This is a genomic window from Kribbella pratensis (assembly GCF_004365355.1).
In the GTDB taxonomy this organism is placed as follows: Bacteria; Actinomycetota; Actinomycetes; order Propionibacteriales; family Kribbellaceae; genus Kribbella.
In genome coordinates, this window is the sequence record NZ_SODP01000002.1 from 1,323,234 (window position 1) to 1,347,257 (window position 24,024).

Sequence of the window (24,024 nt, forward strand, 5' to 3'; positions counted from 1 at the left end):
GAACTGGACCTTATCGAAGTACCGCTTCGCTGTCAGGGTTGTGGACAGACCAGAACGACAGACGAACGACAGGGAGTTGAGAGCGATGACCACGATGCTGCGCACCGGCGACGCCGGCTACGACGAGGCCCGGACCGTCTGGAACGCGATGATCGACCGCCGTCCGGCCGCGATCGCCCGGTGCTCGAGCACCGCGGACGTCGTCGAGGCAGTGCGGTTCGGCCGGGCGGCCGGGCTGGAGATCGCGGTCCGCTGCGGCGGTCACAACATCGCCGGCCTGTCCGTCCCCGATGGTGGGCTGATGATCGACCTGACGCCGATGAACGCAGTACATGTGGACCCCTCGCAGAAGCGGGCCTGGGTGCAGGGCGGCGCGTTGCTCGGCGAGCTGGACAAGGCGGCGCAGGAGTACGGACTGGCGACGACCGCGGGCAACGTCTCGCACACCGGCGTCGGCGGGCTGACGCTCGGCGGCGGGATGGGGTGGCTGGCCCGGCGGTTCGGCCTGGCCTGCGACAACGTCGTGTCCTACGAGGTCGTTACTGCGGACGGTTCGGTGGTCCGGGCGACTGCGGACGAGAATCCCGAGCTGTTCTGGGGCCTGCGCGGCGGTGGCGGCAACTTCGGGATCGTCACACGGTTCGAGTTCCAGCTCCACGAGATCGGGACGCGGGCGCTGATCGTCGAGCTGACCTACCCGGCGTCGGCAGGCTTCCACGTGCTGCGCGGTTGGCGTGACCTGAACGAGCAGGCGCCGCGCGAGGCGACGTTCACTGCAAGCATCAAGCCGGACTCGGTGACGGTCGGGTACGTGTGGGTCGGCGAGGGCGGGTACAGCCTGCTGCCGGCGCTCCGCGCACTCGGGCCGGTGGTCGGCGAGGTTGTCGAGGAGACGACGTACCTCAAGCTGCAGACCCGCGACGACAGCATTCAGGGTCACCGGTACCGGCGCTACTGGAAGGGCCACTACTTCAAGTCGCTGCCCGACGACGCGATCCGCGCGTTGCTGCGGACGCCGGGTCCGTCCGCGAGCTTGCAGGCGTACGGCGGCGCGATCGCCGACGTACCGGATGGGGATGCGGCGTTCAGTCATCGGGAGACGCTGTTCGAGTTCGTCACTGCCACTCGGTGGGAGGACGCGGACGAGGATCAAGCCCGGATCGCTCGGCTGCGCGAGTACGCCGCGACGCTGGCGCCGTACGCGAGCGGGGCGTACGTGAACACGCTGAACGGCGACCCGATCCAGCGCGCGTTCCCGCCGGCGAAGCTCGAGCGGCTGGTGGCGCTGAAGACGGCGTACGACCCGGCGAACGTCTTCCACCTCAACCAGAACATCTGCCCCGGCGAGGCGGGTGCGGAGAGCGCCGCCTGACTGGTACCTCTGGAGGGTGGACTTCGAGTCTGTCTTCGCCGGTGTGGCCCGGGTGATCGAGGGCTCCGGCGTGGTCATCATGGCCGTCGGCCTCGCCGCCGTCCTGATCCGGTACGCGTACGACGTGATCCGCAAGGGCGCCGGGAGTTACAACCAGCTGCGGGTCGATCTGGGCCGGGTGATACTGCTCGGCCTGGAGATCCTGATCGTCGGCGACATCATCCGCACGATCATCGTGGAGACCTCCCTCGAGAGCGTGCTGGTGCTCGGCCTCATCGTGGTGATCCGGGTGGTGCTCAGTTTCGCGCTCGAAGTGGAGATCTCCGGGTCGTGGCCGTGGCAGCAGCGACGTGGTGACCAATCGGACGCGGCATGATGGAGATGTGACGACTGAACTCACGCCGGAGCTGGCGGCGACGATCGAGGAAGGGTTCTCGAAGCGGGACCGGGCGAACATGGGCCCGACGATCGCCTTCTTCGAGAAGCTGCTGAGCGAGCATCCGGACAACCCGCACGTGCTCTACGAGGTCGGCGGGTCGTACGACACGGCCGGCCTGGAGGAGAAAGCGGTCGGGTACTACGAGCGCGCCCTGCCGGGGCTGACCGGGGAGACGCGCCGCAAGTGCCTGCTGCAGTACGGCAGCACGCTGCGCAACCTCGGGCGGTTCGACGAGTCGCTGGCGGTGTTCAAGGACGCGTGCGCGGAGTACCCGGAATCGGACTCGCTCAGGGTCTTCAAGGCGCTGACGCTGCACGCTGCCGGGAAGAACGACAAGGCGCTGGCCACGCTGCTGCTGGTGATCGCCGACAAGGTCGACTCGGCCGAGATCAAGCGCTACGAGGCCGCGATCCGCGGGAACGCGGACTACCTGGCCAACCTGGGCTAGCTCTCGCGCCAGCTCCGGGCTGGCTCTCGGCCTGCTCCGGGCTGCTCCCGGGCCGGTTCCGGGGTTAGCTCGAGGCCTTGCGGCCGACCGCGCCGTAGATGGCGTCGCGGATGTCGGGCGGGTGCTCCTCCTCGACCCGACCGCCGGGCACGTGCCACTCGCCCAGCGGGACGACGCCCGGCTCGAGGATCTCCAGGTCGCCGAACAGCGACGAGATCTGCGCGACCGAGCGGAACGCCAGGGTCGGGAACGCGTCCTTGACGTTCTCGAGCAGCTCGGTCACCAGCAGGTCGACCGGGCCGCCGTCGCCCGGGTTGCACGCATGCGTGATCGCCAGATACGACCCCGGCGGCAGCGCGTCGACGTACTTGTGGACGATCTCCCGCGTCTGCTCGTAGTCGGCGATGTGGTGCAGCATGAGCGCCATCACCAGCGCGACCGGCTCGCCGCCGGCCAGCAGGTCCCTGATCCCCGGGTCTGCCAGCACCTCGTCGGGTCTGGTCAGATCCGCGGCGGTGAAGTGCGTCCGGTCGTTGTCGAGCAGTAGGGCCCGTCCGTGGGCGACCACGGACGGGTCGTTGTCGATGTAGATCACCGAGGCGTCGGCGCTGACCTTCTGGGCGATCTGGTGGGTGTTCTCCGCGGTCGGCAGGCCGGAGCCCGCGTCGATGAACCGCCGTACGCCGGCCTCGTCGGCCAGCCAGGTGATCACCTCGCGGAGCCAGGCCCGGTTCGCCCGGGCCCAGACGGGTGTCTCCGGCGCGATCTTCATGATCTGCCGGTACAGCGCGCGGTCGGACTCGTAGTTGTCCTTGCCGCCGAGGGCGTAGTCGTACACCCGCGCCACGCTCGGACGCGTGGTGTCGATCCCGTGCGCGACCAGCCCACCGTCATTCACCGGCTGATCGGTCACACTCTCTCCTCGCGTCGAGGCGTCTTCGCACCCGATACGAGGGTAACGTACAGAGAGTCAGCGTTTCACCACGGCGAGTTCGATCTGTGTAAAACCTCAAGATTTACAGGGCTTTCAGCACGCGCACGCAACTCCGCGTGGCGCGGTGAGCGGATCCGGTAGCCGGCGATCGATGCCTTCGGCGGTCTCGACCGGCAGCCCTTCGCGGGTCCAGTACTCGAAGCCGCCGATCATCTCCTTGACCGGATATCCCAGTTTCGCGAACTCCAGCGCAGCCCGGGTCGCGCCGTTGCAACCCGGCCCCCAGCAATACGTCACGACAGCCACACCTTCCGGTACGACGGACGCCGCGCGAGCCGCGATCTCCCTCGTCGGCAGGTGGACCGCACCGGGTACGTGGCCCTGGTCCCAGCTCTCCTGACTGCGGCTGTCGATCAGCACCCAGCCCGTCACCCCGCCACCGATGTCCGAGGCAACATCCGACACGTCTGTCTCATAAGCCAGCCGCTCCGCGAAGTGTGCGACGGCGGCCTGGTCGATCTGTTGGGTCATGTTGGTCATGCAGTCAGGGTCAGCCATCCGGCAGTGCCGCGAACAGTGGCAGAAATGCCCTAGTGCGTCAAAATTCAGCCATGATGTTCGGTGATCTTGGCCCGCGCGCGGGCCACCTTGATTGCCGCCTTCAACGACTCCACGTCGTACGCGCCGTAGTGCCGCTGACCGTTCACGAAGAACGTCGGCGTACCGGAGACCCCGCTGGTGTCGGCGGACTCGACATCCTGCGCGACCCGGGCCGCGGCCACGTGCCGCTTCACGTCGTCGTGCAGCTTGTCCGCGTCGAGGCCGAGCTGCTCGGCGTACCGGATCAGGTCGGCCGGCTGCAGCTTGTCCTGGTTCGCGAGCAGCAGGTCGTGCATTTCCCAGAACGCGCCTTGCGCGGCCGCCGCCTCCGACACCTCGGCGGCGATCTGGGCTCTGGGGTGTACGTCGGACAGCGGGAGGTGCCGCCAGACGAATCGGAGGTCGTCGTCCTGCATGATGTCGCGGACGATCGGCTCGGCCCGGCCGCAGTACGGGCATTCGAAGTCGCCGTACTCGACCAGCGTCACCGACGCGTTCTTCGGACCGCGGATGTGGTCACGCTCCGGATCGACCGGGTCGCTCAGGTCTTGCAGCTGCTCCGCGTTGCCGAGCAGGGCGAACGCCTTCTTGGGCGGGGAGAGCAGCTTGGCCGCGCGGAACACCACCCAGGTGAGCGCCGACGCGATCACGACCGCCGACAGCAGACCGACCTTCGCCTCGGCGAGCTGCGGTCCGTCGAACGCGATCGTTGCGATCAGCAAGGAGACGGTGAACCCGATCCCGGCGATCGTTCCGCTGCCGAGCACCGCGGCCCAGCCGACGCCCGCCCGGATCCGGCCGGCGCTGAGACGCTCCAGCAGCCAGGACACCGACGTCACGGCGACCGGTTTGCCGACTACGTACCCGAGCAGGATGCCGAGCGTGATCGGCGAGGTGAACGCCCGCCCGAGGAACGCCATGTCGATCGTCACGCCGGCGTTCGCGAGGCCGAAGAGCGGGACGATCAGGTAGCTGGTCCAGGGGTGGTAGAGGTACTGCAGGCGCTCGTTCGGCGAGATCGTCGTGGTCAGGCCGACGGTCGCGGAGCGTGCGAGCTCCGGCGTCGGTTGCTCGCGGAACAGGCGGAACAGGCCGGTGGCCTGCTCGAGCTCTTCTCTTCCGGGTGAGTACGCCGGCGCGGTCAGGCCGATCGCCAGTCCTGCTACGACCGGGTCGACACCGGACTTGAGCAGGGCGGCCCACATGAGCACGCCGAGCACGGCGTACAGCCAGGTTTTGCGGACGTGGAACAGCGAGAGGGTGAGCACGACGGCGAACGCGATGATCGCCAGCACGAGCGGCATCAGCTGGATGTCCTCGCTGTAGACGACCGCGATGACGACGAGTGCGAGCAGGTCGTCGACGACGAAGACGGTCAGCAGGAACACCCGCACACGGTCCGGTACGCCGCGACCGACGAGCGCGAGCAGGCCGAGCGCGAGCGCGGTGTCGGTGGACATCGCGACACCCCAACCGTGCGAGCCCGGTCCGCCGGCGTTGAAGGCGAGATAGATCAGCACGGGCGCGACCATGCCGGCGATCCCGGCCAGCATCGGCAGGATGAACCGGGTCCGGTCGCGGAGATCACCGAGATCGAACTCGCGACGCGCCTCCAGCCCGACCACCAGGAAGAACAGCGTCATCAGACCGCTGTTGATCCACTCCCGGAGATCCAAACTCAGTACGTTGTCCCCGAGCCCGATCGAGAGATGGGTGCGCCAGAGGTCGTCGTACATACCCGGGAACAGGTTCGCCCACAGCAACGCGAGGACGATCGCTGCCGCGAGTACCCCAGAACTCCCCGCCTCGGTCCGAAGAAAGGACCGCATCGGCGCGGCAACCTCCCGCCGCCAGTTGGTCCGCCCACTCAACAGACCAGTCAAGTCCGCCACACGCCAAACTGTAACCAGCCCCACCAGCAAACGAGCCGAGCAGGTGAGTAGAACCCATCGCGGTGCTACGCGGGGGTCTTGCCCGCAGTACCGCGAGGGCTTCCCGCAGTACTGCGGAGGGCTTCTGCGTATCACCGCGAGGGGCTTCTCCGCGCACCGCAGGGTATACAACAATCTGCTCGGATTTCCGGCATGGTCTCGTTTCGGTGGAGTGGCTAACGCTCTGGTGGCTGGGGGCTGCATGATTACCGTGCCTATTGCACGACCATGCCCTGGAGCCCCTGTGACAGAGCCTGACCTCGCTACGTCGGCGGATACGTTTGCCCGGCTGGCGATCGAGTTGCATGATGCGCCTGGTGTCGAGGAGACCATCGACGCTGTTGTGCAGTTTGCGTTACAGGCTCTTAACTGCACGTACGCAGGCGTGACCCTGTACACGCGTGGTTCGCGGCCGGAAGTCGCCGCGGTCACCGACCCGGTGGTCGCGGATGTCTACCAGCTGCAGATCGACACCGACAACGGTCCGCTGGTCACCGCGCTCCGCGAGCGTACGACGATCCTGATCCGCGACACCGATACCGACGACCGTTGGCCCGAGTGGGCGGCGAAGGTGTCGGCGCTGGGAGTGCGCAGCGTTCTCGACGTACCGCTCGCGACGGGTGACGCAACGCGACAGACCGTCGGCGTACTGGGGTTGTACAGCCCGCTCCCGGACGCGTTCACCGAGGACGACGAGGCGATCGCGCACATCCTCGCGCGGCACGCGTCGGTCGCGGTGGCGTCCGCGCGGCACGAGGAGACGATGGCGCAGGCCGTCGACGCGCGGAAACTGGTCGGTCAGGCGATGGGCATCCTGATGGAGCGCTTCGACGTGGACGACGATCGGGCGTTCGCGATCCTCAAGCGGTACTCGCAGGACACCAACACCAAGCTCCGCGACGTCGCCCAGCACCTGATCGACACCCGGAAGCTCCCGCGCTGACGGGCGGGCACAATCTGACACCGTTGTCCAGGCTCCACGGGGTGAAATCCGTTGCATACTTCGATGAGAGTTGGGTACTCCGCCCGCACGGTGTTCACTCGATCCGAGTGGTGTGGACATCTGTCTGTCATTGGGTGAGCTTGACGCCGGGATTTGTGCGGCCAGAACCGCGGACCGGGTCACGTCCCGGCGTCCTCACCCCTAGCGCCATCGACTCGTCCGGCTGATGCGCCGGTTACCCTGACGCAGTGGGTGCCTGGCAGCCGTTGTCCGGCCCGTCACGGCAGGTGGCGTTGGAGATCCTGCTGGACGGGCCGTTGTCGCGCGCCGAGCTCTCCCGTCGCGTCGGCCTGTCCCCCGGCAGCCTGACGCGCCTGACGAAGCCGATGGTCGAGTCGGGCCTGCTCGTCGAGGTCGAAGGCGGTCCGACCGACGCCAGGGTCGGCCGCCCGTCGCAACCGCTCGATCTCGACGCGAACGCGCACCATTTCGTCGGCATCAAGCTCACCGGCGACTCAGCGATCGGCGTACTCACGACTCTGCGCGCTGACGTGATCGCGAGCGTCGAGCGTCCGCTCACCGATCCCACCCCGTCCGCGGTGGCCGACCTCGTTCTCGAGATCCTGGACGAGCTGGCGGTCCAGGTTCCGGGCGGTACTGCGATCACCGGGCTCGGGGTCTCGATCGGCGGTCGCGTCGCCGACGGATCCGAGGTCCGTTGGGGTCCGTACCTCAACTGGGTCGACGTGCCGTTCGGCGAGATCCTCGCGGCGCACACCAGCGTCCCGATCGTGGTCGCGAACGACCTGACCTCGCTGACCGAGGCCACGCACTGGTTCGGCGCCGGCCGCAACTCCGACCGCTTCGTCCTGGTCACGATCGGCGCCGGCGTCGGGTACGGGCTCGTCGTCCACAACCAGGTCGTCGACAGCCCCGACGTCACCATCGGCCTGATCGGTCATCACCCGCTCCTCCCGGACGGTCCGCGCTGCGACCGCGGTCACCGCGGCTGCGCGCTGAGCCTGCTGACCGTCGGCGCCATCACCGACCAGGTCGGTACGGCGATCGGCCGACCGGTCGGGTACGACGAGGCGCTCGATCTCGCCGCGAAGGGTGATCCCGCCGCGCGCGAGGTGATCGGCCGCGCCGGCCGCGCTCTCGGCAAGCTGATCGCGGCCGCGGCGAACTTCACCATGCCCGAACTCGTCGTCCTCGGCGGTGAGGGCGTCCGGCTGGCCGAGGTCGCCCACGACGACCTACTGGCCGGCCTGCACGCCGATCGGCACCCGTCGGCCGCGGAGCTGCCGATGGTCCTGCAGCCCGCCGACTTCAGCGAGTGGGCCCGCGGCGCCGCGGTCGTCGCGATCCAGACCTTCGTCCTCGGAACGACGTAACTGACTAATCCAAGATAAACAGTTACACTCACCGTCATGGACCTCGTGAGGCGATGGGTGGAGGGCTGGCGACTGTGCCGCGGGCTGGAGCCGGTGATCGAGTACGCCGACGCCTATGCCGCCGTACTGCGCCTGCCCGGCCGCGAGCGGGAACTGTTCGCGCGCAGCGACGACCCGGAGACCGTGGATCGGCTCGTCCGGGAGCTCACCGCCGACACCTGGCTGACAGTTACCACGCAAGACGGTAACGGGATTGCACGTCGACTCGCGGCTGCCGGGGCGCGGCCGTTCGAGGAGCAGAAGACGCTGATGTCGATCGACCTGCGCGAACACCCCTTGGCGACCGCGGAGTTCGAGTCGGTCGGTTCGCTGGAGTACGCGCGGGTGCTGATCGACGGCACGGTCGCGGCCCACGGCATGGTGGCGATCGTGGGCGACGATGCGGTGATGCATGACATCCAGACCGAACCGGCGTACCGGCGGCGCGGCCTCGGCAGCATCGTCATGGGGGCGTTGAGCCGGCGGGCGCTCGAGCGCGGTGCGAGCACCGGTTTGCTGATGGCGACCACCGACGGGTTCCACCTCTACCACAAGCTCGGCTGGTTGCCCGAGGCAACCATGGTGACGGCGTCAGGAGACGCGCGCGCGGTGCGCGGCGACCTTGGTGCGGTTCTGACAGGCCGTTGAGCAGAACCGCTGCGTGCGGTTGCGCGTCGAGTCGAGGAATACGTCTTCACAACGAGTGGCCTCGCAGCGACGCAGGCGCTCGACCTCGTCGCTGCCGAGGAGCATCGCCACCGCGGTAGCGAGTTCGGCCAGCCAGCCGGCGGCCTCGTCCGGGCTGCCGAAGTGCAGGTGCCACGGCGCTCCGTCGCGGCGGACGAGTTGGGGTGCTGCCTTGGTCTCGCGGAGCAACCCGTTCACCAGGTCGGCGGCGCCGTCGACATCCGGCAGGCGGCGCAAAGCGTCGTACAAGATCTTGGCGCCGGCCGCGTAGTCGGCGACGTCGATCTCCGGCACGCGGTTCGTCGTCAGCCGGAGCGCGGCACTGACCGCTTCGGCGTCGGGAGTCGTCGCCGGACGGCCCTGGCGCGGGTCGGATCCGAAGGTGTTCGCCAGCGCGATCGCCGCGGACAACGACGCCTTCAGGTGATCGGTGGCCTCCACCCGTCCAGTATCCCCCGGAAAGTTCGGTCATCGGGGAAAGTTCGTTCATGTGGAGGAGGCCGGTCATACCAGGGTCGTAGACAGCGGCTGCGTAGATCCGTCCGCGCTCCGATGAAGCGGATCGTTGCCAGAAACAACAATGACTGACATGTTCCTGGTTCAGTCCCGCCACCGCCCGGCGCCACGTGGGATCGCCGGATTGTCGGAGGCCGTCGTCGACCTGTCCGCCATTCGCGACAACGTCCGGACGTTCCGGCGGCGGGTGCCGCAGGAGGTCCTGGCCGTGGTCAAAGCCGACGCCTTCGGGCACGGCGCCGTACCGGTGGCCCGCGCGGCGGTCGAGGCCGGGGCGACCTGGCTCGGGGTCGCGCATGCCGACGAGGCGTTGCAGCTGCGCGCGGCCGGGCTGACCGTACCGATCCTGACCTGGTTGTACGACGCCGCGGAACTGATGCTGCTCGGCGATGTGGACGTGGACGTCAGCGTCTCGACCGTCGCCGAGTTGCAGCGGGTCGTCTCCATCCCATCCGTCCAGTCGGTGCACCTCAAGCTGGACACCGGTCTCCACCGGGCCGGCAGTGCACCTGACCAGTGGATCGAGCTCACCCGAACGGCGGCGCACTACGAGGCGCTCGGCGCCGTCACGGTCCGCGGGATCTGGTCGCATCTCTCGCACGGCGACTCCGCCGACGCCGTGCAGAGCACGCGGCAGTTGCAACTCCTGCGGACCGGGGTGGGTCTCGCGCACCGGGCCGGGCTACGCCCCAGCGTCGTGCATCTCGCGAACTCGGCCGGTGCGATCACGCTCGACGCACCGGATTGCAACCTGGTCCGGATCGGCGCCGGCCTGTACGGGATCGACGAAGTCGGCCTCGGGCTGCGGCCGGCGATGCGACTGATGAGCAAGCTGGCTCAGGTACGCCGGATCCGTGCGGGCGAAGGGGTTTCGTACGGGCACGACTTCGTGGCGGAGCGGGACACCACGATCGGACTCGTCCCGATCGGGTACGCCGACGGCATCCCGCGGGTCGCTGTCCGGCAGGCGAGCGTGCAGTGCCACGGCGTACGGATGCCGGTGATCGGGCGGATCGCGATGGACCAGTTCGTCGTCGATGCGGGTGATATCGCGGTCGAGCCGGGTGAACCGGTCACGATCTTCGGCGACGGATCCTCCGGCGAACCGACCGCCTCCGAGTGGGCCGACTGGGCGGGCACGATCCCGCACGAGATCTACTGCGGCATCGGATCGCGGGTGCCTCGTCGCTACGAGGAGGGCAACCGATGAGGATCGCAGTCGTGATGGGCGGGGCGAGTCCGGAGCATCAGGTTTCGCTTGCCAGCGGCAAAGGGATCGTGAAGGCGGTCGAAATCCTCGGCCATATGGCGATCCCGATGGTGATCGATGCCGATGGCAACTGGGTGGACGGGCAACACGAGGCGATCGAGATCCTGCAGGCCTGCGACGTCACCATCCCGGCGTTACACGGGGAAGGCGGTGAGGACGGCCGGCTGCAAGGGTTTCTCGAGCAGCTGCACGTTCCGTACGTCGGCAGCGGTATCGCCGCCAGCGCCGTCGGTCTGGACAAGCATCTGACCAAGGCGGTCCTGCGAGCGCACGGAATCCCGGTCACGCCGGGTGTGACACTTCGCGGGGCCGAGCTGACCGACACCGAAGCAGCTCTTCAGAAGGTGAAGGCGGCCGGGCTCGACTTCCCGCTGTTCGTGAAGCCGGGCAACGGGGGATCGAGTTTCGGGGTGTCCAGGGCAACGGACCTTCCGACGCTGCTGGCTGCGATCGCGGACGCCGCCGTACTCGATCCGCAGGTCCTCGTTGAGCGCGAGATGGTCGGCCGCGAGATCGACCTGGCGGTGCTGGAGTTCCCGGACGGGCGGATCGAGACCGCACCCGCGTTGGAGATCCACCCTGACCCGAACCAGCCGTTCTTCGACGCGACCGCCAAGTACGACAGCGCTGCCACGCGATTCGTCGTACCGGCTCCGCTGGATCCCGAGCTGGCCGAGCGGTTGCGGCGTACGGCGATCGACGTCTTCGAGGTCCTCGGGTGTGCGGGGCTTGCCCGGGTGGACTTCTTCGTGCCGAGCGATGGGGATCCGGTGGTCAACGAGATCAACACGTTCCCCGGATTCACGCCGGCGTCGCAGTTCCCGCGGATGTGGGCCGCGGCCGGACTGTCGTACGCCGAGGTCGTCGACACGCTGATCCGTACGGCGGTGGCGCGCGGATGACCGTACTACTGAGCGACGACCGGATCACGAGCATCCCGGCGATCGAGAACGGCGAACCGTTGGTCGAGCTGTTCACGCGGGGTGTGGTGACGACCGGTCGCCAATTCGCACGGGAGAGCGTCGCGGACCGACTCGCGCTGGCCGACACATTCCTGCCGGCGGGGATCCGGTTGCACGTCGTCGAAGGACTCCGCCCGATCGACAGCCAGCAGGAGATCTACGACGGCTACCGCGCCGAGCTGGAACGGCTCCATCCGGGCATCTCCGACCACGACGTACACGTGCTTGCCAGTCGTTTCGTCTCACCGATCGAAGTCGCGCCGCACGTAGCCGGCGCAGCAGTCGACCTCACCCTGGTCGGCGCTCACGGCCCGCTCGACCTGGGCACCCCGATCGACGCCACCCCGGAACAGAGCAACGGCGCCTGCTTCTTCGCGGCCACCAACATCAGCCGCGAGGCCCGCACGAACCGCGCCCTACTGGCCGACGTACTGACCGCCGCCGGCCTCGTCAACTACCCCACGGAGTGGTGGCACTGGTCCTACGGCGACCGCTACTGGGCCTACGCCGAGAACCACCCCGCCGCGCTCTACGGACCGGCGTACTGCATGACGTGATAGCTGCTGCCTATCGCGCGATAGGCAGCATTGCTTTGACCGCGTGGCGCTGGCGACGGAATGTTGTATACATGACGAGTGAGGTCGTGGTCGACAGGTCTGTGCCCGCGCCCGGGCGGGCGCAGCGCGTGCGGGAGATCGCCTCGGAGTTGCAGGGGCTGCGAGGCGCGCTGATCCCGATCCTGCATGCGGTGCAGGAGGAGCTCGGGTACGTCGCGCAGGACGATGTTGCGGTGGTGGCCGACGTACTTAACTTGTCGGTGGCCGAGGTGCACGGGGTGGTCACGTTCTACAAGGACTTCAGGCGGACCGCTCCGGGCCGTACGACGGTCGCCGTCTGTCAGGCGGAGGCCTGTCGGGCGGTGGGGGCGGTCGAGTTGGCCGCCTACGCCCGGCTGCGTACCGGTTGCGGGTTGGGCGAGACCTCGGTCGATGGGCGTATCACGCTCGAGGAAGTGTTCTGCTTCGGGAACTGTGCGCTCGGGCCGACGGTGCAGGTCGGTGGCAAGCTGCACGGCCGAGTCAGCCCGGCTCGCCTCGACGCCTTGCTGGGAGAAGCGCGATGAGGGTCTTCGTACCGCGTGACTCGGCGGCTCGCTCGGTGGGAGCGGACGAGGTGGCGGAGCGGATCGCTGCGCAGACCCAGGGCCGCGAGGTGGAGGTCGTTCGCACCGGCTCGCGAGGGATGTTGTGGTTGGAGCCGTTGGTGGAGGTGGAGACGGCCGTGGGGCGGGTCGGGTACGGGTCGGTGGCTCCTGAGGGTGTGGACGGGCTGATCGCGGCCGGGATGCTCGCCGGCGAAGGCGAGAGTCTCGGGCTGGTGGAGGAACTGCCGTGGATGCGGCGGCAGGAGCGGTTGACGTTCAAGCGGGTCGGCGTAATCGATCCGCTGTCGGCCCAGGACTACGAAGCGCACGGCGGGATGCGCGGGTTACGCGAAGCGCTCGCGATGACGCCGGCCGACGTGGTTGAGGCTGTCGTCGAGTCGGGGTTGCGCGGACGCGGCGGCGCCGGGTTTCCGACCGGGATCAAGTGGCGGACCGTGCTCGGCGCCGAGGCGGATCTCAAGTTCGTGTGTTGTAACGCGGACGAAGGGGATTCGGGCACGTTCGCGGATCGGATGCTGATCGAGGGCGATCCGTTCACGTTGATCGAGGGGATGACGATCGCGGCGTACGCGGTCGGCGCGGCGGAAGGGTACGTGTACCTGCGTTCGGAATACCCGGACGCCGTCGCGACTCTCAAGGCAGCGATCGCGCGGGCGCACCAGGAAGGATGGTTGGGGCCGGACATTCTGGGCTCAGGGTTCGGCTTCGACCTGCACGTCCGGGTCGGCGCGGGTGCGTACATCTGCGGTGAAGAGACCTCGATGCTGGAGAGCCTGGAGGGCAAGCGCGGCATGGTCCGCGCCAAGCCTCCGATCCCCGCTCTGCAAGGGCTTTTCGGCCGGCCGACCGTGGTCAACAACGTATTGTCCTTGGCGACAGTGCCGACGATCCTCGCGCACGGGGCGAAGATCTACGCCAGCTACGGCTCCGGCCGATCTCGAGGTACCAGCGTCTTCCAGCTCGGCGGCAACGTCGCGCACGGCGGGATCGTCGAGACCGCGTTCGGCATCACGCTCGGCGAACTGGTGAACGACTTCGGCGGCGGAACAGCCAGTGGGCGGCCGACGCGAGCCGTTCAGGTCGGCGGCCCGCTGGGCGCCTATCTCCCGATCGAGCAGTTCGACCTGCCGATGGATTACGAGGCGTTCGCACAGGCCGGCGCGATGGTCGGGCACGGCGGGATCGTGGTGTTCGACGACACCGTGGACATGGCCGCGATGGCGCGGTTCGCGTTCGAGTTCTGCGCGGCCGAGTCGTGCGGCAAGTGCACGCCGTGCCGGGTCGGCGCGGTCCGCGGTGTCGAAACCATTGATCGGATCGTGGCGGGGACCGACCGGGACAAGAACCTATTGGTTCTCGAGGACCTGTGCGAACTGATGACCGACGGCTCGCTCTGCGCGATGGGCGGCCTCACCCCGATGCCCGTACGCAGCGCCGTCCGCCACTTCGGAGAGGACTTCAACGCATGACCCTGCTCAAGGAACCAGACTTCGGTACGCCGGCCCGCCCCGGCGAGGCGACAGTCGAGCTCACCATCGACGGGATCAACCTCAGAGTCCCACCCGGTACATCGGTCATGCGCGCCGCGAAGGAAGCCGGTGTCGACGTACCCAAGCTGTGCGCGACCGACAACCTCGAGGCGTTCGGGTCGTGCCGGCTGTGCGTGGTCGAGATCGACGGGGTCAAAGGCACTCCGGCCTCTTGTACGACGCCGGTCCGTGACGGCATGAACGTCCGCACCCAGAATGAGCGGCTCGGCAAGCTGCGCCGCGGTGTGATGGAGCTGTACATCTCCGACCACCCGCTCGACTGCCTGACCTGTTCGGCCAACGGCGACTGCGAACTGCAGGACATGGCCGGCGTCACCGGTCTGCGCGAGGTCCGCTACGGCTCGGGTGTCGAAGCCGGCGCGAACCACATGGATCTCGAGACCGACACCTCCAACCCGTACTTCGACTTCGAGGCGTCGAAGTGCATCGCCTGCTCGCGCTGCGTCCGCGCCTGCGACGAAGTACAGGGGACTCTGGCTCTGACGATCGAGGGGCGTGGATTTGATTCCAAGGTCGCGGCCGGCGCCGGGGTGCCGTTCTTCGAATCGGACTGTGTGTCGTGCGGCGCGTGCGTACAGGCATGCCCGACGGCGACGCTGCAGGAGAAGTCGGTGGTCGAACTCGGGATGCCGACGCGGACCGTCCTGACGACCTGCGCGTACTGCGGTGTCGGGTGCTCGTTCAAGGCCGAGTTGCGCGGTGACGAGCTGGTCCGGATGGTGCCGTACAAGAACGGCGGCGCGAACGAGGGCCATTCGTGCGTGAAGGGCCGGTTCGCGTTCGGGTACGCATCGCATCCGGACCGGGTGCTGGAGCCGATGGTCCGGGACACGATCGCCGACGAGTGGCGGACGGTGTCGTGGGAGGAGGCGATCGGCTTCACGGCGCGCCGGTTGCGGGAGATCCAAGCGCAGTACGGCCAGGGTTCGATCGGTGCGATCACCTCGTCGCGGACGACCAACGAAGAGGTGTACGCCGTCCAGAAGATGGTGCGAGCCGTCTTCGGCAACAATAACGTCGACACGTGTGCGCGCGTGTGTCACTCGCCGACCGGGTACGGGCTGAAGCAGACCTTCGGCGAATCCGCCGGCACCCAGGACTTCAGGTCGGTCGACGAGTCCGACGTGATCCTGCTGATCGGTTCGAACCCGACCGACGCGCACCCGGTGTTCGGGTCGCGGATGAAGCAGCGGATCCGCCGGGGCGCGAAGCTGATCGTGATCGACCCGCGGCGGATCGACCTGGTCCGATCGCCGCATGTCGAGGCCGCGCACCACCTCGAGCTGAGGCCGGGCACGAACGTCGCGATCATCAACGCCCTCGCTCACGTCATCGTCACGGAAGGACTCGTGGATCGCGACTTCGTCACGAGCCGCTGCGAGGACTTCGAGTCGTGGGAGGCGTTCATCGCGCGGCCCGAGCACAGTCCCGAGGCCATCGCCGAGATCTGCGGCGTGCCGGCTGACGAGATCCGGGCCGCGGCGCGGTTGTACGCGACCGGCGGGAACGCGGCCATCTACTACGGCCTCGGCGTCACCGAGCACAGCCAGGGCTCGACGATGGTGATGGGGATGGCCAACCTCGCGATGGCGACCGGGAACATCGGCCGCGCCGGCGTCGGCGTGAACCCGATGCGCGGCCAGAACAACGTACAAGGTTCGTGCGACATGGGTTCGTTCCCGCACGAGCTCCCCGGATACCGGCACGTGTCCGACGACGACGTACGGTCGATCTACGAGCACCTGTGGGGTACGCCGATCCTCAACGAGCCGGGGCTGCGAATCCCGAACATGTTCGACGCCGCGATCGACGGATCGTTCAAGGCGCTGTTCGTGCAGGGCGAGGACATCGCGCAGTCGGATCCGAACACGCAGCATGTCTTCGCGGCGCTCGGCGCGCTGGATCTCCTGGTGGTACAGGATCTTTTCGTCAACGAGACCGCGAAGTTCGCCCACGTTCTGTTGCCGGGGACATCGTTCCTGGAGAAGGACGGGACGTTCACCAACGCCGAGCGGCGGATCAACCGGGTGCGGCCGATCATGGCGCCGCGGACCGGGAAGCAGGAGTGGGAGATCATCTGCGAGATCGCGCAGGCGATGGGGTACCCGATGCACTACGACTCGGCTGCGCAGATCATGGACGAGATCGCGGTGACGACGCCGACGTTCACAGGCGTCTCGTTCGCGAAGCTGGACGAGCTGGGGTCGATCCAGTGGCCGTGCAACGTCGAGCACCCGGACGGTACGCCGATCATGCACGCCGACGAATTCACCCGCGGCAAGGGCCGGTTCATGGAGACCATGTACGTGCCGACGTCCGAGCGGTCGACCCGGAAGTTCCCGCTGATCCTGACGACCGGGCGGATCCTCTCGCAGTACAACGTCGGCGCACAGACCCGGCGTACGGCGAACGTCGCGTGGCATGCCGAAGACGTGCTGGAGATCCATCCGCACGATGCCGAGGTGCGCGGAGTGACCGACGGCGACCTGGTCGCGTTGTCGAGCCGTGTCGGGCGGACCGAGCTGCGGGCGAAGATCTCGGACCGGATGCCCGTCGGCGTCTGCTACACGACGTTCCACCACCCGGTCAGCGGGGCGAACGTCGTCACCACGGACAACTCGGACTGGGCCACCAACTGCCCGGAGTACAAAGTCACCGCGGTCCAGGTGGACCTCATTCCCGCCTCGATCGCCACGGACGCCGTGCCCGAGCCAGTCGTTGCAGGAGGCAACCGATGAGCGGCGGCATCCCGCCGTACGTGCGGTTGGCGAACGAGATCGCGGCCCAGTTCGCGCACCGCTCCCTCGAGGACGCTGCCACCGTGATCGCCAACCACCTGAAGGCGACCTGGGACCCGCGGATGAAGCAGGCGCTGATCACGCACGCCGAGTCCGGCGCCACCGACCTGTCCCCCGCGGCAGTCCTGGCTGCCCGCCGCCTCCAGGCCGCTCGGTGACCCATCCCACACAGTCCGGCGGGCCGGGTGCGTTCGACAACCGGGTGTGGGTTGGAGAGGGTAGTCGTGTGGAGGACGAGGGCCGCGGTCTTCGAGCCCGGCGAGCAGCCGTGGCCTGGGATCTGGCCCGGGTACTGGCTCACGCCGCGGCGCGACCTGGCAAGGTGGTTTCGCGCGGACTGGCCGAGGCGGACGGCTGTGTTCTGGGTACGCCGTTGGTGTCGCCGGGCGCGGTCCCTCCGGTGGACCGGGCCGCGATGGACGGGTACGCCGTACGTGGTGCTGGTCCTTGGCGGCTGAACGGACATGTGGAGGCCGGCGCGGCGGATCCGGGGACGTTGGCGGACGGGCAGGCGACGGGGATCGTCACGGGAGCGGCGCTACCGACCGGCACGACCTCCGTGGTGCGCTCCGAAGACGCGGTGGTGACCGGCGATCGGCTGGAGGGACCGGCCGAGGACGGCCGCCACATCCGGCGAGCAGGTGAGGAGTGCCGGCCGGGCGAGCAACTGCTGCCGGCCGGCGTCGTCATCGGCCCGGCGGTGCTCGGGCTGGCCGCAACGGTCGGGCTCAACCGGCTGACTGTCATCCCCCAGCCGACTGTCGCCGCGCTCGTGACGGGCGACGAGCTAGTTCATCGAGGACCGTCTGGCCCGGGTCGGGTGCGAGACGCGATCGGGCCGATGCTGCCCGGGCTGGTCACGCGCGCAGGTGCGCGGCTGGTCGCCTCCGGCTCGTCCACGCCCTCGGTGAGGCATCTGCCGGACTCGCTGGACGAACTCACCAATGCACTCAGCGAGACACGCGCTGACCTGACCCTCGTTTCCGGCTCGTCGGCCTCGGGGCCTGCCGATCATCTGCGAGCTGCGCTCACCTCGCTCGGCGCGGAGATCGTCGTGGACGGCGTCGCCTGCCGCCCCGGTCATCCCCAGGCCCTCGCGCGGTTGTCCGACGGACGACTTGTCCTCGGACTGCCTGGCAACCCGTTCGCCGCCCTCGTCGCTTTCCTGACGCTCGGCGTCGCGGCCATTACCCGCATGCGCGGCCTCCGGCTTCCCGAGCTCGGCCATATCGCCGTACCCGGCGGTGTCAGCTGTCACCCGACCAGCACCCGGCTCGTCCCGGTCCGGCTCACGGCACACGGCGCCGTACCGATCGGCCACGGCGGCTCCGCCATGCTTCGCGGGCCGGCTGTCGCCGACGCTCTGGCCGTCGTCGCCCCCGGTCCGGCGGAGGCGATCGCGGCCCGGCTCCTCCCTCTCGATCCGGGAATCACGTAAATGTCGAGGCCGGCGAGGGGCGTCCGACGTACCGGGCATGAATGACTACGGAGTGACCGGCTCGACCACCGACGTCGAGGTATTGATCAAGCTGCCGATCCGCGAGCTGTGGTCCGGCATCACCGCGATCGACCGGTACGGCGAGTGGAGCCCGGAGTGCTACTACGGCGCCTGGCTCGACGACCGCATCGAGAAGGGCGCTCGCTTCGAGGCGCGCAACCGCTTCAAGGACGGCTTCGAGACCTACGTGACCTGCACGGTCACCGTCGCGGAGGCGCCGTACCGCTTCGGTTGGGACGTGTACGGCGGTGAGGACGTGCCGCTCGCGCACTGGGAGTATGAACTGGAGGACCAGGGCGTCGAGACGCTCGTGCGGCAGACGTTCACCCACGGCCCCGGCGACAGCGGCCTGCGGATGGGCGCGGTCCAGAACCCGGAGCGCGCCGCGGAAATCATCCAGGGCCGGCTCGATCAACTGGCAGCGAACATGCGATCGACTCTCACCGCCATGGAGTCAGCCCTCAGGACGCCTCGCTAGTGCCGGCCCGGGCCGGCCCCACCCACAAGCACTCGGCGGTGCCGGCCTCCAGGTGCTCTTCGTAGACGCCGACCTTGTGGCTGATCACGTTCAGGCACTCGGTCAGGTCCTGGATCTGGGACGTGACGTGGTCCTGATGGCTGCGGAGCAGGGCCAGCCGGTCCTGCTCGTTGCCAGGGCCTTGCCGGACCAGGTCGGTGTACTTGCGGATCGTGTCGAGCGGCATCCCGGACGAGCGGAACTTGATGCACATGTCCAGCCACTCGACGTCATCCTCGGTGTACACACGGCGGCCGTTCGACTCACGCCGGACCGGATCGGCCAGCAGGCCCTCACGTTCGTAGAACCGGAGGGCGTGCACACTCAACCCGGTCCGCTCCGCCACCTGCCCGATACTCAATCCACGCATGGGGCACCCTAACGCCGGGACAGTGTCCCGTGAGCGATGTGGCTTGAGCGATAGCGGCGTTCAGGTGCGTGCATCGGGGTGCTTGGTCAGTGGCCTCGATGCGGAGCATCGTGGGCGCTGGCCAAGTGCCGCGAGGTGCGTGCCTGGGCGCCGATAGCGCCAAGCCACATCGCTCACGGGACACTAAGCTCTTAAAGCAGGGGTTTGAGGGCCGCGAGAGCGTGCTGTACGTCGTCATCGGTCGAGTAGATGTGGAACGACGCGCGCAGTTTCCCGTCCCGGACGGCGGCCCGGATGCCTGCGCTTGCGAAGGCCTCCTGCGCTCCGGGGAGGCTGGTGCTGACGATGGCGCTGTTCGATGGTTCCAGGCCGAGGCCGGCGCGGAACGCGTTCGCGAGGTCGAGGTTGTGGCGGTTGATCGTGTCGACGCCGATCTGTTCGATCAGCTCGAGCGCCGGCGCCGCGCCGACGAAACTGAACCAGGCCGGCGACTGGTCGAATCGCCGCGCGCCCGGGTCGAGCTCCATCACGGGTCCGTAGTACGAACCGTGGACGTCGCGGGCGGCGTACCAACCGGCGGCCACCGGGCGGCAACGCTCCTGCAGGCGCGGCGAGAGGTACCCGAGCGTCGCGCCACGCGGTGACATCAACCACTTGTAACTGTGGGCGATCAACGCGTCGACGCCGTCGATCCGCATCGGCAGCCAACCGAGCGCCTGCGACGCGTCGATCACCACCAACGCGCCGATCTCCTTGCCGGCAGCAATAACCGCCGGCAGATCGAGCACGACGCCGGTGGAGGACTGCACCGCGCTCACCGCCACCAGGTCGATCCCCGGTTTGATTGCGGCCACCAGCTCGGAACCCGGTACGGCGATCACCTCGATGCCGCGGTCCGCGTGCACCTGCCACGGGAACACGTTCGACGTGAACTCGACGTCGTCGGTCAGCACCTTCGCGCCGTCCGGCAACGCCGCCGCGATCGGCACCACCGCCGCGGACACCGTGCTGCCGACGAAGACGTCCGCGGCGTCCGCCCCGATCAGCCGGGCGAACGACTCCCGGGCCCGGCTCGTCGACTCGTCCCACGGCTCCCAGCTCGTCCTGCCGACCCGCCAGTCCGCGAGCGCAGCCTGCAACGCCTCCCACGCCGGTTTGGGCGGCAGCCCGTACGACGCGGTGTTCAACCAGCCCGGCTCCGGATCCCACAGCCCTGCAATGTCCATGCCCGCTACTCTAGGTCGCCCCCGACCTGGAGCCCCCGCGAACTCCACCAGGTGAAATCCCATAACGAGGCTGCATTGCAAGATCCATTCAAAGCCTCCAACAGGAAATCATGAAACTAGAACGACCGGACTGGGGAGGATCATGTACCGAATCGGATAGAAGATCCTCCCCAAACCTGCTTCCCCGTGGGCGCGCCGCGGCGAGCAGACGCGGAGGTGGACCTCCACCACTGAGCAAACCACGGCACCGGCATCGAAGAGGAGGTCCGCACGCCTGAGGCTAGCGGGATACCTTCGGTTGCCGAGTGGCTCACATCCGGACCGCACCGACCCCAACGAGCTCCAGTTGCCGCGTCAGGCCGGCGGTTCCGGGCTGCTTTGCGGAAGAAAGTTCGCACCCAGCGGCAACTACCATCCGGAAAGCCGGTCCACTGCCCTCCAGGTCCCCGATCTGACCTGCCGGCAAATGCTCGGTCGACCACTCCCCCATATCTTTTCTCTTGTCTTTCTGCTTCTTGTGCTGTTTCTCCTGGGCTGCTTTTGTTCATTTTCGGTTTCTCGTGGGCGGTCGTATGGTGGGGGCAGCAACCAACTGCCTTGGAGGGCGCGATGAGTTTCGACAGGCCAGGTCTGCCAAATCCCGGCTACGAGGTAGATGCTGCGGTGGACGACGTGCTGCGGGAGGAGGGTGTGGAGCTGGACGACGACCACGAGCCGGACATCCCCGATCACCCGGGAAGCACGTCGGCCGGCCCGCAGCCGAACTCGCCACGCCGTCCGTCGCACGACGAGGCGGCCGCGCAGGAGTGAGCTCTGCACTACCGTGGCTGCCCATGAGGGAGATGCCATGGCAGTGACGATGCGCGACGTCGCGCGCGAGGCCGGCGTGTCTCCGAAGACGGTCTCGAACGTGATGAACGGCTATCCGTACATCCGCGCCGAGACCCGGACCAAGGTGCTCGCGGCGATCGATGCCCTCGGCTACCGGATGAACATCTCCGCCCGGAACCTGAAGTCCGGGCGGACCGGCGTCATCGGCCTCGCAGTACCTGAGCTGAGCAATCCGTACTTCGCGGAGCTCGCCGACGCGGCGATCGCGGCCGCCGGCGAGCACGGCCTGACGGTGATGATCGAGACCACCGGTGCCGACCGCGAACGCGAACTGACCGCGCTGGCCCGGCCGCGCGGGCATCTGGTGGACGGCCTGCTGTACAGCCCGCTCGGTCTCGGCCCGGAGGACGTCGATCAGCTCCGCACGAACACACCGATGGTGCTGCTCGGCGAGCGGATCTTCCACGGCCCGGTCGACCACGTCATGATCGACAACGTCGAGGGCACCAAGGCCGTCGTACGGCATCTCCTCGACCAGGGCCGCCGGCGGATCGCGGTGATCGGCATCCGGCCCCGGGAGCGCGTCGGCACCGGCGCCATCCGGTACGCCGCCTACGCCGAGATGCTGGCGGAGTACGGCGTTCCCGTGCTGGAGGAGCTCGCGGTCTCGGGCGGGAAGTGGCATCGGTCGAGCGGGGCGGACGCGATGGCCGAGCTGCTCGGGACCGGCCAACGCTTCGACGCCGTCTTCGCCCTCAACGACACGTTGGCGCTCGGCGCGATCCGGGCCCTCGCCGCGCGCGGCGTGCGGATCCCGGACGACGTGGCGGTCGCCGGTTTCGACAACATCGACGAGGCCAGCTACAGCAGCCCGACCCTGACCACGGTCGACCCGAGCCGGGTGCACATCGCCCGGACCGCGGTCGAGCTCCTGGTCCAGCGGATGGCGGGCGACGTCTCGGAGCACCACGAGATCGTCGCCCCCTTCGAACTCCACACCAGGGAATCCACCCTCGGCCCGAACTGAAGTCTTGACGGTCCAGGAGCACTCGGGCATCCTCTCTACACCGATGTAGTACATCGGTGTAGGAGTCGTGCTCCACTCCGCCCTGGAGGACAGATGACTGTACTGATGCCACGCCTCCGGCGAGGCGGGCCATGCGGCTGTAACTCCCGGCCTTCCCTCGTCGCTCCGGTCGCTCCGCTCCCTCCGCTCCTCAGTCCAGGCCGGGAGGCCGCATGACCAGTGACGCCCCGCCCTTCCGACCGGGGCGCCGAGCAGTTCTTGGTGGTCTGCTCGGCGCTCTCACCCTGACCGGCTGCGGCGCTCTCGGCTCCAAGCCGAGAGTTCGCGAATGGAACCTGTTCGGCGGCGGCGACGGTGCTCGCCTGCTGCAGATCCACGACCAGTACGTCGCCGAGCACCCCGACGTCGCGTTCCAGGCGCACACGCTGGCCTGGGGCCCGCCGTTCTACACCAAGCTCGCGATGTCGGCGGCCGGTGGCCGGGCGCCCGAGGTCGCGACCATGCACATGTCCCGGTTGAAGGGGTTCAGCCCGACGACGATGCTCGACCCGATCCCGGTGGAGCTGCTCGAGAACGCCGGCGTACGCCAGTCCGACTTCCTGCCGGCGACCTGGGACCGCTGCGTCATCGACGGCAAGCTGTACGCCGTACCGCTGGATCAGCACCCGTTCGTCCTCTACTACAACCTGGAGATCTGCAAGAAGGCCGGGTTGCTCGGACCGGACAACAAGATCAAGCCGGTCACGGGAGTCACCGCGTTCCTCGACATGCTCCGGGCGGTCAAGGACGCGACCGGCAAGTACGCCGTCTCCGTCGACACCACCAGCCCGTGGCGGCTGTGGTGGACGCTCTACGGCCAGCTCGAAGGCAAGTTCTTCAGCCCTGACGGCAAGGAACTGGTGATCGACGATGCCAAGGCACTCGAGGCCCTGGACCTGATCGCCAAACTGGCGAGCGAAGGCCTCACGCCGCGGTCGGCGAACTACTCGGCCATGGTCGCCCAGTTCAGCAACGGCGAGGCCGGGCTGAGCTTCAACGGCGAGTGGGAGGTCACGACGTACCAGACCGCGAAGCTGCCGTTCAGCATGGCGCCGTTCCCGGTCGTGTACGACGTACCGAAGTTCCAGGGCGACTCGCACACGTTCGTGTTGCCGCACCAGGCGCACCGTAACGCCGACGACACGAAGGCGACGGTCGAATACATCGCCTGGATGCTCAAGCACAGCGTCGAATGGGCAGCCGGCGGCCACATCCCGGCGTACCAGCCGGTGGTGAAGAGCCAGGAGTACCTGGATCTCAAGCCGCAGGCGGAGTACCGCAGCGTCGCTCCGAACGTGTTCTACGACCCGGATGCGTGGTTCAGCGGTTCGGGAGCACAGCTGGAGAACGAGTCGGCGGCGGCCTTCAGCGGGATCGCGACCGGACAAGCCACGCCCAAGTCTGCGCTCGCGCAGTTCAAGGCTGCCACCCAGAAGCTCCTCGACACCCCGTCCCCGGTCTGACAGGA

The 24,024-nt window shown here is 68.1% G+C and carries 24 protein-coding genes; 18 read left to right on the forward strand and 6 right to left on the reverse strand.

Annotated features, from left to right (window positions below; genetic code table 11):
• The first annotated feature begins 85 nt into the window (after positions 1-85).
• Genes EV653_RS23115 through EV653_RS23125 form a run of 3 tightly spaced genes read left to right on the forward strand, consistent with a single transcriptional unit; the run spans position 86 to position 2,259 of the window.
• Positions 86-1,372, forward strand: coding sequence for an FAD-binding oxidoreductase (locus tag EV653_RS23115; protein WP_134105792.1), 1,287 nt, complete (start codon positions 86-88; stop codon positions 1,370-1,372).
• A gap of 16 nt (positions 1,373-1,388) precedes the next feature.
• The gene (locus EV653_RS23120) at positions 1,389-1,748 is read left to right on the forward strand and encodes a DUF1622 domain-containing protein (protein ID WP_202871791.1); all 360 of its coding nucleotides are present in this window, start codon (positions 1,389-1,391) and stop codon (positions 1,746-1,748) included.
• Between the two features lie 7 nt (positions 1,749-1,755).
• Positions 1,756-2,259: a tetratricopeptide repeat protein gene (locus EV653_RS23125; RefSeq protein WP_238159981.1), complete on the forward strand. Its 504-nt coding sequence runs from the start codon at positions 1,756-1,758 to the stop codon at positions 2,257-2,259.
• A gap of 64 nt (positions 2,260-2,323) precedes the next feature.
• Here EV653_RS23125 and EV653_RS23130 read toward each other — a convergent pair whose 3' ends face one another.
• The 3 genes from EV653_RS23130 to nhaA all read right to left on the reverse strand — a co-directional run bounded on the left by EV653_RS23130 (position 2,324) and on the right by nhaA (position 5,685).
• Positions 2,324-3,172, reverse strand: a complete 849-nt coding sequence (locus EV653_RS23130; protein WP_166679522.1) for an SAM-dependent methyltransferase — start codon at positions 3,170-3,172, stop codon at positions 2,324-2,326.
• A gap of 114 nt (positions 3,173-3,286) precedes the next feature.
• Positions 3,287-3,733 carry a rhodanese-like domain-containing protein gene (locus EV653_RS23135; RefSeq protein ID WP_134105794.1) on the reverse strand — a complete coding sequence of 149 codons (447 nt, stop codon included), beginning with the start codon at positions 3,731-3,733 and terminating at the stop codon, positions 3,287-3,289.
• 65 nt (positions 3,734-3,798) lie between these two features.
• On the reverse strand, positions 3,799-5,685 hold the full coding sequence (nhaA, locus tag EV653_RS23140; RefSeq protein ID WP_202871792.1) for a Na+/H+ antiporter NhaA: 1,887 nt from the start codon (positions 5,683-5,685) through the stop codon (positions 3,799-3,801).
• A 283-nt stretch (positions 5,686-5,968) separates the two neighbouring features.
• Between nhaA and EV653_RS23145 the strand changes: the two genes are divergently transcribed.
• The 3 genes from EV653_RS23145 (at position 5,969) to EV653_RS23155 (ending at position 8,748) form a co-directional block, all read left to right on the forward strand.
• Entirely contained in the window at positions 5,969-6,667 is a 699-nt protein-coding gene (locus EV653_RS23145) for a GAF and ANTAR domain-containing protein (RefSeq protein WP_238159983.1), read from the forward strand.
• Between the two features lie 248 nt (positions 6,668-6,915).
• Positions 6,916-8,061, forward strand: coding sequence for an ROK family transcriptional regulator (locus EV653_RS23150; RefSeq protein ID WP_134105796.1), 1,146 nt, complete (start codon positions 6,916-6,918; stop codon positions 8,059-8,061).
• Between the two features lie 36 nt (positions 8,062-8,097).
• Positions 8,098-8,748, forward strand: coding sequence for a GNAT family N-acetyltransferase (locus EV653_RS23155; protein ID WP_134105797.1), 651 nt, complete (start codon positions 8,098-8,100; stop codon positions 8,746-8,748).
• On the opposite strand, the gene EV653_RS23160 is transcribed toward EV653_RS23155, so the two are convergent.
• Positions 8,692-9,228 (reverse strand): CGNR zinc finger domain-containing protein, encoded by a 537-nt coding sequence (locus EV653_RS23160; RefSeq protein ID WP_134105798.1) that lies wholly within the window; start codon positions 9,226-9,228, stop codon positions 8,692-8,694. The two genes, EV653_RS23155 and EV653_RS23160, sit on opposite strands and share 57 nt — an antisense overlap.
• A 148-nt stretch (positions 9,229-9,376) precedes the next feature.
• On the opposite strand from EV653_RS23160, the gene alr reads away from it, so the two are divergent.
• From alr to EV653_RS23205, 9 genes are all read left to right on the forward strand, one after another.
• Positions 9,377-10,513, forward strand: coding sequence for an alanine racemase (gene alr, locus EV653_RS23165; protein WP_134105799.1), 1,137 nt, complete (start codon positions 9,377-9,379; stop codon positions 10,511-10,513).
• Positions 10,510-11,475 (forward strand): D-alanine--D-alanine ligase family protein, encoded by a 966-nt coding sequence (locus EV653_RS23170; RefSeq protein WP_134105800.1) that lies wholly within the window; start codon positions 10,510-10,512, stop codon positions 11,473-11,475. Before alr ends, EV653_RS23170 begins: the two co-directional genes overlap by 4 nt.
• Positions 11,472-12,092, forward strand: a complete 621-nt coding sequence (locus tag EV653_RS23175; protein ID WP_134105801.1) for a M15 family metallopeptidase — start codon at positions 11,472-11,474, stop codon at positions 12,090-12,092. The genes EV653_RS23170 and EV653_RS23175 overlap by 4 nt, the downstream gene beginning before the upstream one ends.
• Positions 12,093-12,163: 71 nt before the next feature.
• Positions 12,164-12,658 carry an NAD(P)H-dependent oxidoreductase subunit E gene (locus tag EV653_RS23180; RefSeq protein ID WP_134105802.1) on the forward strand — a complete coding sequence of 165 codons (495 nt, stop codon included), beginning with the start codon at positions 12,164-12,166 and terminating at the stop codon, positions 12,656-12,658.
• The gene (locus EV653_RS23185; protein WP_134105803.1) at positions 12,655-14,169 is read left to right on the forward strand and encodes a formate dehydrogenase beta subunit; all 1,515 of its coding nucleotides are present in this window, start codon (positions 12,655-12,657) and stop codon (positions 14,167-14,169) included. The genes EV653_RS23180 and EV653_RS23185 overlap by 4 nt, the downstream gene beginning before the upstream one ends.
• Positions 14,166-16,988 (forward strand): formate dehydrogenase subunit alpha, encoded by a 2,823-nt coding sequence (fdhF, locus tag EV653_RS23190; protein ID WP_134105804.1) that lies wholly within the window; start codon positions 14,166-14,168, stop codon positions 16,986-16,988. Before EV653_RS23185 ends, fdhF begins: the two co-directional genes overlap by 4 nt.
• Positions 16,985-17,206 (forward strand): formate dehydrogenase subunit delta, encoded by a 222-nt coding sequence (locus tag EV653_RS23195; RefSeq protein WP_134105805.1) that lies wholly within the window; start codon positions 16,985-16,987, stop codon positions 17,204-17,206. The genes fdhF and EV653_RS23195 overlap by 4 nt, the downstream gene beginning before the upstream one ends.
• 68 nt (positions 17,207-17,274) lie before the next feature.
• On the forward strand, positions 17,275-18,486 hold the full coding sequence (locus EV653_RS23200; RefSeq protein WP_134105806.1) for a molybdopterin molybdotransferase MoeA: 1,212 nt from the start codon (positions 17,275-17,277) through the stop codon (positions 18,484-18,486).
• Between the two features lie 37 nt (positions 18,487-18,523).
• Positions 18,524-19,024 (forward strand): SRPBCC family protein, encoded by a 501-nt coding sequence (locus tag EV653_RS23205; protein WP_134105807.1) that lies wholly within the window; start codon positions 18,524-18,526, stop codon positions 19,022-19,024.
• Here the strand turns inward: EV653_RS23205 and EV653_RS23210 are convergent.
• Positions 19,008-19,433 carry a MerR family transcriptional regulator gene (locus tag EV653_RS23210; RefSeq protein WP_134105808.1) on the reverse strand — a complete coding sequence of 142 codons (426 nt, stop codon included), beginning with the start codon at positions 19,431-19,433 and terminating at the stop codon, positions 19,008-19,010. The two genes, EV653_RS23205 and EV653_RS23210, sit on opposite strands and share 17 nt — an antisense overlap.
• Before the next feature lie 191 nt (positions 19,434-19,624).
• Positions 19,625-20,659 (reverse strand): aminotransferase class V-fold PLP-dependent enzyme, encoded by a 1,035-nt coding sequence (locus EV653_RS23215; protein WP_134105809.1) that lies wholly within the window; start codon positions 20,657-20,659, stop codon positions 19,625-19,627.
• 609 nt (positions 20,660-21,268) lie between these two features.
• On the opposite strand from EV653_RS23215, the gene EV653_RS23220 reads away from it, so the two are divergent.
• The 3 genes from EV653_RS23220 to EV653_RS23230 all read left to right on the forward strand — a co-directional run bounded on the left by EV653_RS23220 (position 21,269) and on the right by EV653_RS23230 (position 24,019).
• Complete coding sequence (locus EV653_RS23220) at positions 21,269-21,469, forward strand: hypothetical protein (RefSeq protein ID WP_134105810.1); 201 nt, start codon at positions 21,269-21,271, stop codon at positions 21,467-21,469.
• A 37-nt stretch (positions 21,470-21,506) separates the two neighbouring features.
• Positions 21,507-22,517, forward strand: coding sequence for a LacI family DNA-binding transcriptional regulator (locus EV653_RS23225; RefSeq protein ID WP_134105811.1), 1,011 nt, complete (start codon positions 21,507-21,509; stop codon positions 22,515-22,517).
• Positions 22,518-22,729: 212 nt separating this feature from the next.
• Complete coding sequence (locus EV653_RS23230) at positions 22,730-24,019, forward strand: extracellular solute-binding protein (RefSeq protein ID WP_134105812.1); 1,290 nt, start codon at positions 22,730-22,732, stop codon at positions 24,017-24,019.
• The last annotated feature ends 5 nt before the right edge of the window (positions 24,020-24,024 follow it).